Below are 14125 nucleotides of genomic sequence, written 5' to 3'. Positions count from 1 at the left end.
GGCTCCTCAGCTCGCCGGGTAGCGGTCGACGGCGGGCGGCGGCGGGGCGGGCACCCCGGAGAGGCCGAGCGTCGCGTCGTACGCCTTCTTCCAGTCGCCGTTCTTCTCGTGGGCCGTGATGGCGTCGTCCAGGGCGAAGCGCAGGGCGTTGTCGCCGCGGGGCACGCCGATGCCGTAGGGCTCCTTGGAGAAGGGCTTCCCGGCGATCTTCAGCTCGTCGGGGGCCTTGGCCGCGAAGCCCATGAGGATGGTGTCGTCGGTGGTGACGGCGTCGACCTGGAGGCTGAGGAGGTTGTCCACGCAGACCGAGTAGGTGTCGTAGGCGACGGCGATGGCCTTGGGGTACTCGCGCTGGATGCGCTGCAGCGGGGTGGAGCCGGCGGCCGAGCAGACGCGCTTGCCCGCCAGGTCCTGGGGCCCGTTGATGTCCGTCTCGTCGGTGCGGACCAGCAGCGACTGCCCGGCGATGAAGTACGGCCCGGCGAAGCCGACCTGCTTCTTGCGCAGGTCGTTGATGGTGTAGGTGCCGACGTAGTAGTCGATCTGGCCGTTCTGGAGGGCGGTTTCGCGGTTGGCGGAGGCGATGGTGCGGAAGCGGATGGTCTTGGGGTCGAAGCCCAGGGAGGCGGACATCATCCGGGCGATCTCGATGTCGTAGCCGGAGTAGACGCCCGTGGCGGGGTCCTTCTCGCCCATGTAGGGCTGGTCCTCCTTGGCGCCGACGACCAGGTGGCCGCGGGCCTTCGCGGCCCGCCAGGTGGGCGAGTCGGGGAGCTGGAACGCCTTGTCGACCGTGTAGACGGGCAGTTCTTCGGGTTTGGGGCCCTTGACGGGCGGGCTGCCGGGCTTGCCGCAGGCGGCGGCGAGCAGGGCGAGCCCGGCGAGGACCAGGCCGGCGGCCCGGCGGCCCCGCGTGCGGGTCCCCGTGAGGCGCCCGGCCCCCTGCCCGTTCCGGTTCTTCCCTTGCCTGTTCCGGTTCCGGTTCCCTTGCCTGTTCATGTGCGCAGCACTCCCCGCTCAGTGCTTGAGGATCTTGGAGAGGAAGTCCTTGGCGCGCTCGCTCTCGGGTGCGGTGAAGAACTGCTCGGGGGAGCGGTCCTCGACGATGCGGCCGTCGGCCATGAAGACCACGCGGTTGGCGGCGGAGCGGGCGAAGCCCATCTCGTGGGTGACGACGACCATCGTCATGCCGTCCCGGGCGAGCTGCTGCATGACCTCCAGCACCTCGTTGATCATCTCCGGGTCGAGCGCCGACGTCGGCTCGTCGAACAGCAGGGCCTTGGGCTCCATGGCCAGGGCGCGGGCGATGGCCACGCGCTGCTGCTGGCCGCCCGAGAGCTGGGCGGGGTACTTGTCCGCGTGGGCGAGCAGGCCGACGCGCTCCAGCAGCTCGCGCGAGCGCCGGTCGGCCTCCTCCTTGGACCGCTTGCGGACCTTCACCGGTGCCAGGGAGACGTTGGCCAGCACGGTCTTGTGGGCGAAGAGGTTGAAGGACTGGAAGACCATCCCGACCTCGGCGCGCAGCTTGGCGAGCTCGCGCCCCTCCTCGGGCAGCGGGTGCCCGTCGAGGAGGATGGTGCCGGACTCGACGGGTTCCAGCCGGTTGATCGCCCGGCACAGGGTGGACTTGCCGGAGCCGGAGGGGCCGATGACGACGACCACCTCGCCCCGGCCGACGGTGAGGTCGATGTCCCTCAGAACGTGCAGCTTGCCGTAGTGCTTGTTGACACCACGTAGTTCGATCAGGGGATCGACGGCCATGCCCAGTCCCGCCCACTCTCCGCGCTCTTCGGGTCGACGCTCACCATCCGGGCAAGCTATTCCCCTCCATAGGGGACTTCAGCCATGACACGCATTCATATGGGCATTCGTTGCACATTGCCCGCCATTTGCCCTAGGTACACAGACCGGGCCTGGGTACCTAGCCTGAGGGGGACGGACTGGGGGAACTCGGGGGAAAGGAGCCGGGGGTGGGCGACAGCAGGCCCGTCTACCAGCGCATCGCGGACGATCTGCGCCGGCGTATCGACGAGGGCGGGCTCGCCGTGGGAGAGCGCATCCCCTCCCGTTCCGAGCTCAAGCGCACCTACGCCGCGAGCGACCAGACCGTGGACCGGGCGGTGCGCGTGCTGAAGGCCGCCGGGTATGCGGAAGGCCAGTTCGGGCGGGGCGTGTTCGTCACCGACCGGGCGCCCCTGGGCAGCCTGCTCCGCTCCACCGGGGCCGTCGACTCCCCCTTCGCCGCACAGATCCGGGGCTACGGGCCGCCCGTCCCGCGCCGGGGCGAGCAGTCCGGCCGGCAGCCGCAGCCCGACGGCGGCACCGCCCGTAACACCACCCTTACGTGGGAAGCGTCGTCCACCGAAACCGCCGCCCCGGAGCGGATCGCCGAGCGGCTGCACATCGGCGTGGGCACCCGCGTGCTCTGCACGCACTACGAGTACCTGGCCAACCGGCACCCCGTGCAGCTCGCCACCAGCTGGGAGCCGCTCGCCATCACCGAGGGCACGGACGTCGCCCTGCCCGAGCGCGGCCCCTACGCCCGGCGCGGGGTCCGCGGGCGGCTGGCGGCCATCGGGATCCGGGTCGTGCGCGCCCGGGAGCTCGTGGGCTCCCGGCCGGCGAGCACACCGGAGGCCGAGGCGCTCGGCTGCGCCGCGGGGAGCTGCGTCACGGTCATCGAGCGCACGCACTTCGACGGCGACGGCCGGGCCGTGGAGACGTCCGACATCGTCGTGCGCGCCGACCGGTGGCGGGTCGAGTACGACATCGCCTTCACCAGCTGAGACCGCCCCCCGGCCCGCCGCCCGCCCCTGTTCTGTCCCCGTCCTGCCCCGCCACCCCGGCCGCCCCGCCCCGCCCCGCTCGCCCGAGGGAGATCAGTTCTCCGCGAGCTCCGCGTACAGCTGCGACAGCTCCGGTGCGCCGTCGGCCGCCCACTCGCGGCCCGCCTCGACCACGTCGACCTCCCGGCCGTTGGCGAGCCGCACCACCGGCTGGCCGTCCGGCCAGATCCACCATCCCGCGCCCGGCACCGTACGGATGACGACCGTGCCCAGGTAGAGGCCCGCGTCGTTGCCCAGCCAGGGCACCAGCTCCGGGTCGTCCCGCCAGCGCGGCTGCAGCTGGTCCAGCGCCTCCAGGGAGGCGGGCGAGTCGTCGAGCACCACCCCTGCGGACTGCGCGTGCGTGCGCAGCAGTTCGCACTCGGACAGCAGCTCCGCAAGACCTTCCGGGTCGCGGTCGACCGCGTTCGCCAGTGCCGCGCCGCGCCCCGGTCCGTGTCGCTTTCGCCAACTGTCCAAGAAGGGAATGTTCATACCGGACAGGATCGCACTCGCACGGATGGCCCCACCACAGGCGCGCGGCGTCCGACGTGACCGGATGGCCTCCTTGACGTTGCCCATACGTCTCCTTAGCTTCATGCAGCCACAGACCGAGCGGGGAACCAAGGGAGGCATGAGACACATGCTGCTCCGAACGCAGACACCGGGCGGGAAACGGCACAGACGGTGGACGGCGGCGCGGGCTGCGGCCCGGGCCGCCGCGGTGGGGATCGTGGGCGCCGCCTGCGCCGTCGCTGCCGCAAACGCTCCGGCGCTCGCCGCCGGCTTGCAACCCGGTGCACAACCCGGCAGAGAGCCGCTCCCGCTGGAGCGGCTCTTCGACAACCGGGCGGTCAGCGACGACGCCCGCCCCGGCGGTGCCGACTTCGACGGGGCCGGCAACTCCCTCTCCGCCCAGGACCTCACGGCCGCCGACTGGACGCCCGGCCGTGAACTCGCCTTCGACGGCGCCCGGCTGCACTGGCCCCGCTCCGCCCCCGGGAAGCCCGACAACGTCCGCGCTGCCGGCCAGGCCGTCCGGCTCGGCGGCCGTGGGGAGGCCCTGACGTTCCTCGTCGCCGGCACGACCAAGGGCGCGCCGGGGGGCGACGCCGCCGGCACCGGCACGGTGCGCTACCGCGACGGCTCGCGCAGCACCTACCGGCTCGCCGCACCGGACTGGCGCGCCGGCCTCCTGACCACGAAGGCCGTCGGCCTCCCCCACCTCAACACGAGCAGCGGGCGGAAGACCGCCACCACCCGGCTGTACACGGTGTCCGTGCCGGTCGCGCCCGGCCGCGACGTCGAATCCGTCGTGCTGCCGCCTGACCCCGGGCCCGAGCGCGACCTGCACGTGTTCTCGCTCGCGCTGCGCGGCACCACCCGCGGCTGGACCGGCACCTGGGCCGCCTCCACCTCCGGCTACGCGGCCGTCGGCCCGTGGACGGACCGCACGCTGCGGCTGGTCGTGCACAGCAGCGCCGGCGGGTCCGCGACGCGCATCCGGCTGGAGAACACCTTCGCGCCGCGCCCGGTGCGGATCGGCCACGCCACCGTCGCCCTGCAGGGCAAGGGCGCGGCCACGGCCGGCGCGCCGCGGGCGCTGGCCTTCGGCGGGCGGCCGGGCACCGTGATCCCCGCCGGCGCCCAGGCGTTCAGCGACCCGCTGGGCTTCCGGGTGCCCGAGGACACCAACCTGCTGGTGAGCATCCACCTGCCCGGCACCGTGCCGGCCGTGCCCGTGCACAGCTACACCAGCCAGGTCTCCTACCTCACCGGCGACGGCAGCGGCGACCGGACGGGCGAGCGCGGCGCGGGCGCGTACACCGCGACGCTCTCGACGTGGCCGCTGCTGACGGGCGTGGACGTAGCGGACGGGCCCGGGTCCGTGGTGACGCTGGGCGACTCCATCACCGACGGCGAGCGGTCGACGCCCGGCGCCAACGGCCGCTGGCCCGACCTGCTGGCGCGGCGCCTGCGGGGGCAGCACGGCGTGCCGCGGTTCGGGATCCTCAACCACGGCATCTCCGGCAACCGCGTGGTGACCGACCGCTATCCCGGCGACGGGACCAGCACCATCATGAGCGGCGTCAGCGCCCAGCACCGGCTGGAGCGGGACGTGCTGGCGCAGACCTCGGCCCGTACGGTCATCGTCTTCGAGGGCGTCAACGACATCCGGTCCGGCACGAAGGCCGAGCAGGTCATCGCCGGGCTCAAGGCGATCGCGGCGCGCGCCCACGAGCGCGGGCTGCGGGTCGTCGCCGCCACCATCGCGCCCTGCGGCGGCTTCTACGACTGCACGCCGGACGCCGAGGCCCAGCGCACCGCCATCAACCGGCACATCCTGGCCGGCGCCGGCACGTACGACGCCGTCTTCGACTTCGACGCGGCGATCCGGGACCCGCAGCAGCCGGACCGGATGCTTCCGGCCTACGACGGCGGCGACCACCTGCACCCCAACGATGCCGGCATGAAGGCGTTCAGCGACGCGATCGACCTGCGCAAGCTGATCTGACCGCGCCGGCCGCCGGCCGTGCGCGGCGGCGCGGGCGGGAGAGCGCGGCGGGCGGGGCGCCCGGGCTCAGACGTCCAGGTCGACGACGACCGGGGCGTGGTCCGAGGCGCCCTTGCCCTTGCGCTCCTCGCGGTCGACGAACGCGTCCTGCTTCGCCTTCACGAAGGGGGTGTTGCCGTAGACGAGGTCGATGCGCATGCCCCGGTTCTTGGGGAAGCACAGCTGGCGGTAGTCCCAGTACGTGTACGGGCGGTCGTACTTCAGCGGGCGCGGCACGACGTCGGACAGGCCCAGGTCGCGCAGGGCGCCGAGCGCCGCCCGCTCGGCCGGGGTGACGTGCGTGGCGCCCTCGAAGACGGCCGGGTCGTAGACGTCCTCGTCGGTCGGGGCGATGTTGTAGTCACCGAGGACGGCGAACGGGCGCTCGCCCTCCGCATCGGCGGCGACGGCGTCCCGCAGGGTCTCCAGCCAGCGGAGCTTGTACGCGTAGTGGTCGTGGCCGACCTCCCGGCCGTTGGGCACGTAGACCGACCAGACGCGGACGCCGCCGCACGTCGCCGAGATCGCGCGGGGCTCCTGCCCGCCGTCGTAGTCGGGGCCGCCCGGCAGGCCGCTCACCACGTCCTCCAGGCCCACCCGGGAGACGATCGCCACGCCGTTCCACCGGCCGGTGGCGTTCACCGCGGCCTCGTAGCCCAGCTCGCGAAGCTCGTCGAACGGGAAGGCGTCCTCCGCGCACTTCGTCTCCTGTATGCACAGCACGTCCGTGCCGCTGCTCTCCAGCCAGGCCAGCAGCCTCGGGAGACGGGCGGTGATCGAGTTCACGTTCCAGGTGGCGATGCGCATGGAGCAACCCTAACGGCCGGGTCCGACATTCCCCGTCCGTCAGAGGGTCACGCTCTCCCCGGGCGCCAGCCGGGCGTGCTCGGCGCCGACCCGGGCGGGCGTCAGCATCCGGTCGTACACCGGCCGCGCGAGATCGGTGAGCAGCGCGTCGTGCACGTCGATCGCGAGGCGCGGCGCGAGCTCCCGCACGTAGTCGATGACCTCCGAGATCTTGTTCCAGGGCGCCATGACCGGCAGCATCAGCGTGTCCACCGGCACGTCCGGCAGCGTCAGCGCGTCGCCCGGGTGGAAGACCGAACCGTCCACGAGATAGCCGACGTTCGTGATCCGCGGGATGTCCGGGTGGATCACGGCGTGCAGCTGCCCGTGCACCTGCACGTCGAAACCCGCCGCCGTGAAGGCGTCCCCCTCCCCCACCGTGTGCACCCGGCCCGGGAAGGCCGGAGCGATCTGCTCCGCGACGCTGCGCAGCGTCCACAGCTCGGCCGCGGGGTTCGCCTCCAGCGCGGCCCGCAGGCGGTCCTCGGCGAAGTGGTCGGGGTGCTCGTGGGTCACGAGGATCGCGTCGGCGCCGACGGCCGCGTCCGCCTCGCTGAAGGCCCCGGGGTCGATGGCGAGCGTGCGGCCGTCCTTCTCCAGGCGGACGCACGCGTGGCTCTTCTTCGTCAGCTTCAGCTTGAGCTCCATGAGCCCATACTGCTACGCCCCGGAGCCCGCCTCCTCGGCGATGACACGCTGCGCGGCGGCGAACGCGGCGCCCGCGGCCGGCAGGCCGCAGTAGACGGCCGTGTGCAGCAGCGTCTCCTTGATCTCGTCGGGGGTGACGCCGCTGCGGAGCGCTCCGCGGGTGTACGGGGCGATCTCGTCGACGTGGCCGCGGGCCGTGAGGGCGGTCAGGGTGATCAGGGCCCGGGTGCGGCGGTCGAGACCGGGCCGGGACCAGGCGCCGCCCCAGGCGGAACGCGTGACGAGGTCGTGGAAGTCACCGGTGAAGCCGTCCCGGTCGACGGGCTCGTCGCCGAGGACCTCGCGCCGGACGCGCTCGCCGCGCTCGCGGTCGTCGGCGGGGCCGTGCATGTCCGCCGGGGGCGGCCCGAAGCCGCGCGGGGCGGCGGAGCCGGGCGCGCCGAAGCCGCCGGCGTGGCCGGCCGCACCGGGCAGCCCCGCCCCGGGCACGGGCAGACCCACGCCCCCGAATCCGCCACCGGCCGGCGCCGGCCCGGGTATCCCTGCGGGCACCCCCGGCCCGGCGACGCCCGCGCCCGCGCCGGAACCGGAACCGGAAGCGTTGGTGCCCGCAGGCTCATGCGCACCGGCACCGTGCCCGACCGGCCCGAACCCGGCACCGGAGGATCCCGGGGAATCCACGCCGGGACCCTGGGCCCCGGAACCCGCGGAACCGTGCACGCCGGGCCCCTGCCCCACCGGCCCGGGGCCCGTCCCCGGGGAACCCGGGGAACCCTGAGAGCCGGAAGCGCCGGGGCCCGCGGCATTCTGGGCACCGGACTCCCGCCCCATCAGGCCGAAGCCGGTACCCGAAGCCCCCGGTCCGCCCGGTCCGCCCGGTCCGGAAGCGCCGGAAGCGCCGGGACCGGCGAGGCCGGGCGCGCCGGGGGCCGGGGCGGCGGAGCCCGTCCCCGGTGCGCCGAAGCCCGCGCCCGCGCCGGGAGAAGTCGTGCCCGGCGCCCCCGTACCGGAGTCGGTGGCCCCGGCCACGCCCGCTCCGGGCGGCACCGCCGGACCCGCGCCCGTTCCCGGGCCGCCGAAAGCGCCGCCCGTACCGGAGCCCGGCGCGCCGAAGGCCGGGTTCGTGCCGTCCTGGCCCGTGCCCGGCGGCATGGCCGAAGCCGTACCGGCCCCCGGGCCGCCGGACGGCGCGCCCGTGCCGAAGGCCCCGCCCGCGCCGGAACCCGGGGCGCCGAAGCCCGCGCCGACTGCGCCGGCGGCCGAAGCCCCCGGCCCCGCCGTGCCCCCGGCCGGACCCGACGGCCCCGCCGCACCGGCCGCACCCGCCGCGCCCTGCGCCGCAGCCGCCCCCGTCACCGGCGACAACCCCTGCTGCGTCGACATCTGCCAGGCCGTCGTGAAGTGGCGGACCAGCAGGTCCGTCACCGCCGACGGCTGTTCCACCGGGGCCAGGTGCGACGCGCCGGGCACCACGGCCAGCTTCGCGTCGTGGATGCCCGCGACCAGGACCCGCGCGTCGGCGGGCGGCGTCGTGGTGTCCTCGGCGCCGACGATGACGAGCGCCGGCACGCTGATGCGGGTCAGCTCGGCCCGTACGTCGAAGGCGGCCAGCGCGTCGCACGAGGCGATGTAGGAGTACGTGTCGGTGGTGCCGACCATCTGCACGGCCCAGTCGACTATGGCGGGCTGGGCGCCGGAGAAGTTCGCGGTGAACCAGCGCTCGGGCGCGGAGCGGGCGACGGGGTCGAGGCCGTCCCGGCGGACCGCGGCACCGCGCTGCCGCCAGGAGTCGGCCGTGCCGTAGCGGGCGGAGGCGGCGACGAGGGCGAGGGAGGCGAGCCGGTGCGGGTGGCGCAGGGCCAGGTCGATGCCGACGGCGGCGCTGAGCGAGCAGCCGGCGTAGCCGAAGCGGTCGACGCCGAGCGAGTCGAGCGTGGCGACGAGCCGGTCGCCGAGTTCGCCGACGGTGGGGGTGGGCGTGGCGGGGGCGCCGCCGTGGCCGGGCAGGTCGAAGCGGAGCACCCGCCAGTGCCGGGTCAGCTCGGGTATCTGGCGGTCCCACATGTGCCACGTGGTGCCGAGTGCGGGGCCGACGACCAGGACGGGCCCGTCCTCGGGGCCGTCGGTCCGGTACTGGAGGGGCTGCGGGGTCTGCTTCTCGCTCACCCGCGCCACGCTATCCGACGGCCCGGAAGGGCGATCAGGGCGTGGTCGTGGACACCACAAAAACCCGTGGGTACTTCGGGTCGTCGAGGTTGGCGGTGATCTCCAGGGAGGGCTTGGGCTTGTCCTGGTCGACGGTGGTGCCCGCCCAGCGGTGCCCGCCGCCCAGGTCCCAGCCGACCTCGGCGGCCTCGTCCTCGTCGATGGTGACCTCGCCCTCCTCCAGCTCGGAGGCGCTGGTGCCGACGTCGGAGAGCCACTTGTCGAACTTCTCGCGCGTGGTCGTGAACTGCAGGAAGAGCGAGCTCGCCTTCCACGCGTTGGTCTCGTAGCTGGCGACGTCCTCCGCGTAGGGCGGGACGGTCACTTCGTAGAGGCGGCGCTGGAGCCGGGTGGGCCAGCCCTCCTCCAGGCCGGAGGCGGCCGCCTGCTCCTTCTTGGACTCGCTGCCGCCGCGGCTCTGCATCGCGGAGATGTAGAGGTAGCCCGCGGGGATGGCGATGAGGAGGAAGACGACGACGGCCTTCAGGCAGCGGCGGCGGAAGCCGCCGTCCGGCTGCCCGGGGCTGTGCGGCGGCGCCGTGCGCTCGGGGTGTTCCGTGGTGGTCATCAAGCGCGACCCGCCCTCGCGTACCGCTCGTAGCGCTCGACGCGGCGGCGGTTGGCGCGCCGGAAGCGGCGGGCGACGAGCCGGGCCAGGTCCGCGGCGCCGACCATGCCGGCCTCGGGGCCGAGCTGGGCCTTGACGATGCGGGCCTCGGGGCGGTAGCCGCGGCCGGTGAGGTGGCGGCGGAAGGCGTCCCGGGCGGGGCCGATCAGCAGGTCGTCGGCGGCGCTGACGCCGCCGCCGATGACGAAGCAGGAGGGGTCGAGGGCGGCGGCGAGGTTGGCGATGCCGACGCCGAGCCACTGGCCGATGTCCTGCAGCAGTTCGACGCACATGGCGTCGCCGGAGCGGGCCAGCTCGGTGATGAGGGGGCCGGTGATCTCGGGGATGTTGCCGCCGACGCGGTCGATGATCCCGTACGCGACGGGGGACTCGGCGGCGGCCAGCTCGCGGGCCTCGCGCACCAGGGCGTTGCCGGAGCTGTACTGCTCCCAGCAGCCGCGGTTGCCGCACGGGCAGCGGTGGCCGCCGGGCACGACCTGCATGTGGCCGAACTCGCCGGCGACGCCGAACTTGCCGCGCTTGACCTGGCCGTCCTCGAGGATCGCGCCGCCGATGCCCGTACCCAGAGTGATCATGACGAGGTGGTCCTCGCCGCGGCCGGCGCCGAAGCGCCACTCCGCCCAGGCGGCGGTGTTGGCGTCGTTGTCGACCATGACGGGGACGGCGAGGCGGCCGGCGAGGCGGTCGCGCAGCGGCTCGTTGCGCCAGGACAGGTGCGGGGCGAACAGGACGCGGTTGCGGTCGGCGTCGACCCAGCCGGCCGCGCCGATGCCCACGGCGTGGACGTCGTGCCGGTCGGAGAGGTCGAGGACCAGCTCGACGATGGTGTCCTCGACGACCTTGGGGCTCTTGGACTTGTCCGGCGTCTCGGTGCGGACCTTCTCCAGGATGGTGCCGTCGGCGTCGACGACGCCCGCCATCACCTTGGTGCCGCCGATGTCGATGCCGACGGTGGGGACGCGCGGAGCGGTCAGGTGCGAGCGGCGCTCGCGCGTGCCGACGGTCCGGAGCACGGTGGCCTTCGCCGCGCCCCGGTGGAGGTCGCGATACATGCTCATGACACCACCGCCACGGCGTGGAGCTGTGCGGTTCTACGGTCGCTCCGGTTGCGTGCTCGCAAGAGTCGTCGTCCCTGCGGTGGTCTCGGGAGGTCTCCGCCTCGTGGATACGGTCGTGGCCGATTGTGCCTCAAGGAAGCGTCGCGTACCGCATCGCACGAAGCGGGCCCACCGTCGGCGGGCCCGCTTCGTGAGAGCTGCGTCACCCCTCGCCGGAGGCGACCGGTTTGCCGCCGATCACGTCCGGCCCGGGGGCCCGCTGCAGCTCGTGGCTGAGCTGTTCGAGCTCGCTGCCGCCCGCCATCTGGCGGGTGAGCTCGTCGAGGGCGATCTCCGACTTGGCGTGGCTGCCGGCCATCGCACCGCGCTTGAGCAGCACGAAGCGGTCACCGACCAGATACGCGTGGTGAGGGTTGTGGGTGATCAACACCACGCCCAGGCCGGCGTCGCGCGCCGCGGCCACGTACTTCAGGACCACGCCCGACTGCTTGACGCCGAGCGCCGCGGTCGGCTCGTCGAGGACGAGCACCTTCGCACCGAAGTAGACCGCCCGCGCGATGGCCACGCACTGGCGCTCGCCGCCGGAGAGGGTGCCGATGGGCTGGTCGACGTCGCGCAGGTCGATGCCCATGCGCAGCAGCTCGCTGCGCGTGGTCTCGCGCATGTGCTGCACGTCGAGCCGCTTGAAGGGGCCCGCGCCCTTCGTGGGCTCGGAGCCGAGGAAGAAGTTCCGCCACACCGGCATGAGCGGGACGACCGCGAGGTCCTGGTAGACCGTGGCGATGCCGCGGTCGAGGGCCTCGCGGGGGGAGGCGAGCTTGGTCTCCTCGCCCTCGATCTCGAAGCTGCCGGCGTCGTGCTGGTGCAGACCCGCCACGATCTTGATGAGGGTGGACTTGCCGGCGCCGTTGTCGCCGAGCACACAGGTGATCTCGCCCGCGTGGACCTCCAGGGAGACCCCTTCGAGGGCGCGGATGTTCCCGTAGAACTTGCTGACGTCGGTCAGCTTGACCAGGGCAGCAGCACTCACTTGCGGGCCTCCGCCCTCTTGCGCACCCAGGCGTTCAGCAGCGTCGCCAGGAGCAGCATCGCGCCGAGGAAGAACTTGAACCAGTCCGGGTTCCACTGCGCGTAGACGATGCCCTTGCTGGCCATGCCGAAGATGAACGCGCCGACCGCGGAGCCGATGGCGGAGCCGTAGCCGCCGGTCATCAGGCAGCCGCCGATGACGGCCGCGATGATGTACAGGAGCTCGTTGCCGACGCCCTCGCCGGACTGCACCACGTCGTACGACATGAGCAGGTGCTGACCGGAGACCCAGGCGCAGAAGGCGACCGCCATGTACAGGGCGATCTTGGTGCCCTTGACGGGGACGCCGACCGCGCGGGCCGCGTCGGAGTTGCCGCCCACCGCGAAGATCCAGTTGCCGGCGCGGGTGCGCAGCAGGACCCAGGTGGCCAGGGCCACCAGGCCGAGCCACCACAGGATGGTGATCTGGAGGTCCACGCCGCCGATCGTCAGGTGCGAGGCGAAGACCGCGCGGGCGGACTCGAAGCCCTCCATGTCCCCGATGGTCTTGGTGGAGACGGTGCCGCCGATGAGCTTGGTGAAGCCCAGGTTCAGACCGGTCAGCATCAGGAAGGTGGCCAGCGTGATGATGAAGCTGGGCAGCTTGGTGCGGGTGAGCACGAAGCCGTTGAAGAAGCCGACGGCGAGCATCACGAGCAGCGAGACGCCGGCGCCGACCCAGACGTTGGCCGTCATCTGGTAGCTGAACATCGAGGAGACCAGCGCGGCGCTGGTCACCATCACACCGGCCGACAGGTCGAACTCGCCGCCGATCATCAGCAGCGCCACGGGCACGGCCATGATGCCGATGGTCGAGGAGGCGTAGAGCACCGTCGACAGGCTCGACGCCTGCAGGAAGCTGTCGGCGACGACCGAGAAGAAGACGAAGACCGCCACCGCGCCGACGACCGCACCGAGCTCGGGGCGGCCGAGCAGCCGGCGCAGGTGCGAGCGGTGCGTCAGCCGTTCGTCGGGGGCGTCCTTGACGGGGGCCGTGGCGGGGGCGCTCATCGCGTGCCCCGCTTGGCGTACTCGGCGAGGGTCTTGGCGTCGTCCTTGGTGACGATCTGGGGGCCGGTCAGGACCGGGCGGCCGCCGCCGAGCATGTCGCGGTTGTAGCGGTAGAGCCACAGCAGGTCGACGGCCTCGTAGCCCTGCAGGTACGGGTCCTGGTCGACGGCGAAGCCGAGCTTGCCGGACTGCAGGGCCTCGGCGACCTTGGCGTTGAGGTCGAAGGTGTCGACCTCGGCCTTGCTGCCGGCCTGCTCGGCGGCCTTGACCGCGGTGGGGGCGAAGGGGGCGCCGAGCGTGACGACGGCGTCGATGTCCTTGTCGGACTGCAGCTTCGCCTCGATGGACGACTGCACGCCGGGCATGTTCGTGCCCTCGACGTAGAGGTTCTGCACCTCGCCCTTGAAGGACTTCTTCACGCCGTCGCAGCGCTGCTCGTGGCCGACGTTGCCCTGCTCGTGCAGGACGCAGACCGCCTTCTTCTTCCCGCGCTCGTTGAGCTGCTCGCCGACCGCCTCGCCGGCGATGACCTCGTCCTGGCCGATGTGGGTGAGCGCGCCGAACTCCTTGGACTTGTCGGAGCCCGAGTTCACGGTGATCACCGGGATGCCGGCCTTCTTGGCCTTGGCCACGACGTCCTTCATGGCGTCGGGCTTGGCGAGCGTGACGATCAGGCCGTCGACCTTCTGGTCGATCATGGCCTGGACGCTCTGCGCCTGCTTGTTGCCCTCCACGTCATGGGCGTAGAGGAATTTGATGTTGTCCTTCGCGGCCGCCTGCTTGGCGCCGCTCTGGACGATGTCCCAGAAGGTGTCGCCATCGCCCGAGTGAGTGACCATCGCGAAGGTCCAGCGGGGCGTGTCGACCGCGGCGCGGCCCTGGGCGGCCTTGGCCGCCCGCTCCTCCGCGCGCTTGCCGCCCGTAGCGCTGCACCCCGCCAGGGTGGCGCCGAGCACCGCTGCCAGCACGGCGCTCACCGCACGTACGCCTGTCCGAACCCTTGCCACGAGGAGTTGCCCTTCTCACTGTCTGTCACGGTGCGGCCGGACCCCGATTCCGACGGGCCCAACCGCCCAAGTATCCGTCACCATCCGTCACCGCTGACCGCGGGGGCTTCAGCGGGTACCGCGGGGGGCTGCTGCATGTGGGTGGAGTTCTAGTGGCGGGCGCCCCACCGCGTCAAGACTTTGTCCGAACATTCTGACGGCATGACGTAAGGGGGCGGGACCGTCCGCGCCGACGAGGCCGGGACCGGGCGGGGCCGGGCCTCGTCCGGGACCGG

13 protein-coding genes and 1 pseudogene are annotated in these 14125 nt (G+C 73.0%); 2 read left to right on the top strand and 12 right to left on the bottom strand.

The genetic code is table 11. The annotated features are described in order from the left end of the window. Positions 1 to 6: 6 nt before the first annotated feature. Together NQU55_RS31425 and NQU55_RS31420 are read right to left on the bottom strand one after the other, a co-directional pair. Complete coding sequence (locus NQU55_RS31425) at positions 7 to 999, bottom strand: glutamate ABC transporter substrate-binding protein (protein WP_168091172.1); 993 nt, start codon at positions 997 to 999, stop codon at positions 7 to 9. 18 nt (positions 1000 to 1017) lie between these two features. Further along, positions 1018 to 1761, bottom strand: a complete 744-nt coding sequence (locus NQU55_RS31420; RefSeq protein WP_256791581.1) for an amino acid ABC transporter ATP-binding protein — start codon at positions 1759 to 1761, stop codon at positions 1018 to 1020. Positions 1762 to 1970: 209 nt separating this feature from the next. Between NQU55_RS31420 and NQU55_RS31415 the strand changes: the two genes are divergently transcribed. Then, entirely contained in the window at positions 1971 to 2786 is an 816-nt protein-coding gene (locus NQU55_RS31415) for a GntR family transcriptional regulator (RefSeq protein ID WP_168093284.1), read from the top strand. A gap of 93 nt (positions 2787 to 2879) precedes the next feature. Here the strand turns inward: NQU55_RS31415 and NQU55_RS31410 are convergent, their stop codons facing one another. Next, positions 2880 to 3320, bottom strand: coding sequence for a DUF6278 family protein (locus NQU55_RS31410; RefSeq protein ID WP_058043997.1), 441 nt, complete (start codon positions 3318 to 3320; stop codon positions 2880 to 2882). Positions 3321 to 3468: 148 nt separating this feature from the next. Between NQU55_RS31410 and NQU55_RS31405 the strand changes: the two genes are divergently transcribed. After that, positions 3469 to 5340, top strand: a complete 1872-nt coding sequence (locus NQU55_RS31405) for an SGNH/GDSL hydrolase family protein (protein WP_168093283.1) — start codon at positions 3469 to 3471, stop codon at positions 5338 to 5340. A 66-nt stretch (positions 5341 to 5406) separates the two neighbouring features. On the opposite strand, the gene NQU55_RS31400 is transcribed toward NQU55_RS31405, so the two are convergent. The 9 genes and pseudogenes from NQU55_RS31400 to NQU55_RS31365 form a co-directional block, all read right to left on the bottom strand. Next, a complete protein-coding gene (locus NQU55_RS31400; RefSeq protein WP_168093282.1) occupies positions 5407 to 6186 on the bottom strand; it encodes an exodeoxyribonuclease III in 780 nt (259 codons plus the stop codon). A 39-nt stretch (positions 6187 to 6225) separates the two neighbouring features. Continuing rightward, on the bottom strand, positions 6226 to 6873 hold the full coding sequence (locus tag NQU55_RS31395; RefSeq protein ID WP_240976406.1) for an MBL fold metallo-hydrolase: 648 nt from the start codon (positions 6871 to 6873) through the stop codon (positions 6226 to 6228). Positions 6874 to 6885: 12 nt separating this feature from the next. Then, a complete protein-coding gene (locus tag NQU55_RS37210; RefSeq protein ID WP_168093287.1) occupies positions 6886 to 7263 on the bottom strand; it encodes a carboxymuconolactone decarboxylase family protein in 378 nt (125 codons plus the stop codon). Positions 7264 to 8235: 972 nt separating this feature from the next. Next, positions 8236 to 9048: pseudogene (locus NQU55_RS37205) on the bottom strand (alpha/beta fold hydrolase); the annotation flags it as partial. A 25-nt stretch (positions 9049 to 9073) separates the two neighbouring features. After that, positions 9074 to 9646, bottom strand: coding sequence for a hypothetical protein (locus NQU55_RS31385; protein ID WP_168093281.1), 573 nt, complete (start codon positions 9644 to 9646; stop codon positions 9074 to 9076). Then, complete coding sequence (locus tag NQU55_RS31380; RefSeq protein ID WP_168093280.1) at positions 9646 to 10764, bottom strand: ROK family glucokinase; 1119 nt, start codon at positions 10762 to 10764, stop codon at positions 9646 to 9648. The genes NQU55_RS31385 and NQU55_RS31380 overlap by 1 nt, the downstream gene beginning before the upstream one ends. A 202-nt stretch (positions 10765 to 10966) precedes the next feature. Further along, a complete protein-coding gene (locus NQU55_RS31375) occupies positions 10967 to 11794 on the bottom strand; it encodes an ATP-binding cassette domain-containing protein (protein ID WP_168093279.1) in 828 nt (275 codons plus the stop codon). Then, positions 11791 to 12843, bottom strand: a complete 1053-nt coding sequence (locus NQU55_RS31370) for an ABC transporter permease (RefSeq protein ID WP_168093278.1) — start codon at positions 12841 to 12843, stop codon at positions 11791 to 11793. The genes NQU55_RS31375 and NQU55_RS31370 overlap by 4 nt, the downstream gene beginning before the upstream one ends. Next, complete coding sequence (locus NQU55_RS31365; protein ID WP_443744708.1) at positions 12840 to 13850, bottom strand: sugar ABC transporter substrate-binding protein; 1011 nt, start codon at positions 13848 to 13850, stop codon at positions 12840 to 12842. The genes NQU55_RS31370 and NQU55_RS31365 overlap by 4 nt, the downstream gene beginning before the upstream one ends. Positions 13851 to 14125: the final 275 nt, after the last annotated feature.

The organism is Streptomyces telluris (assembly GCF_024519335.1).
Classification (GTDB): Bacteria; Actinomycetota; Actinomycetes; order Streptomycetales; family Streptomycetaceae; genus Streptomyces; species Streptomyces telluris.
This window is presented reverse-complemented; position numbering and strand designations above follow the sequence as displayed.

Excerpts from the sequence above, each read along its gene's own strand:
- NQU55_RS31385 (WP_168093281.1), bottom strand. The coding sequence starts at position 9,646 with ATGACCACCACGGAACACCCCGAGCGCACGGCGCCGCCGCACAGCCCC.
- NQU55_RS31380 (WP_168093280.1), bottom strand. The coding sequence starts at position 10,764 with ATGAGCATGTATCGCGACCTCCACCGGGGCGCGGCGAAGGCCACCGTG.
- NQU55_RS31425 (WP_168091172.1), bottom strand. The coding sequence starts at position 999 with ATGAACAGGCAAGGGAACCGGAACCGGAACAGGCAAGGGAAGAACCGG.
- NQU55_RS37210 (WP_168093287.1), bottom strand. The coding sequence starts at position 7,263 with ATGCACGGCCCCGCCGACGACCGCGAGCGCGGCGAGCGCGTCCGGCGC.
- NQU55_RS31405 (WP_168093283.1), top strand. The coding sequence starts at position 3,469 with ATGCTGCTCCGAACGCAGACACCGGGCGGGAAACGGCACAGACGGTGG.
- NQU55_RS31410 (WP_058043997.1), bottom strand. The coding sequence starts at position 3,320 with ATGAACATTCCCTTCTTGGACAGTTGGCGAAAGCGACACGGACCGGGG.
- NQU55_RS31395 (WP_240976406.1), bottom strand. The coding sequence starts at position 6,873 with ATGGAGCTCAAGCTGAAGCTGACGAAGAAGAGCCACGCGTGCGTCCGC.
- NQU55_RS31420 (WP_256791581.1), bottom strand. The coding sequence starts at position 1,761 with ATGGCCGTCGATCCCCTGATCGAACTACGTGGTGTCAACAAGCACTAC.
- NQU55_RS31370 (WP_168093278.1), bottom strand. The coding sequence starts at position 12,843 with ATGAGCGCCCCCGCCACGGCCCCCGTCAAGGACGCCCCCGACGAACGG.
- NQU55_RS31400 (WP_168093282.1), bottom strand. The coding sequence starts at position 6,186 with ATGCGCATCGCCACCTGGAACGTGAACTCGATCACCGCCCGTCTCCCG.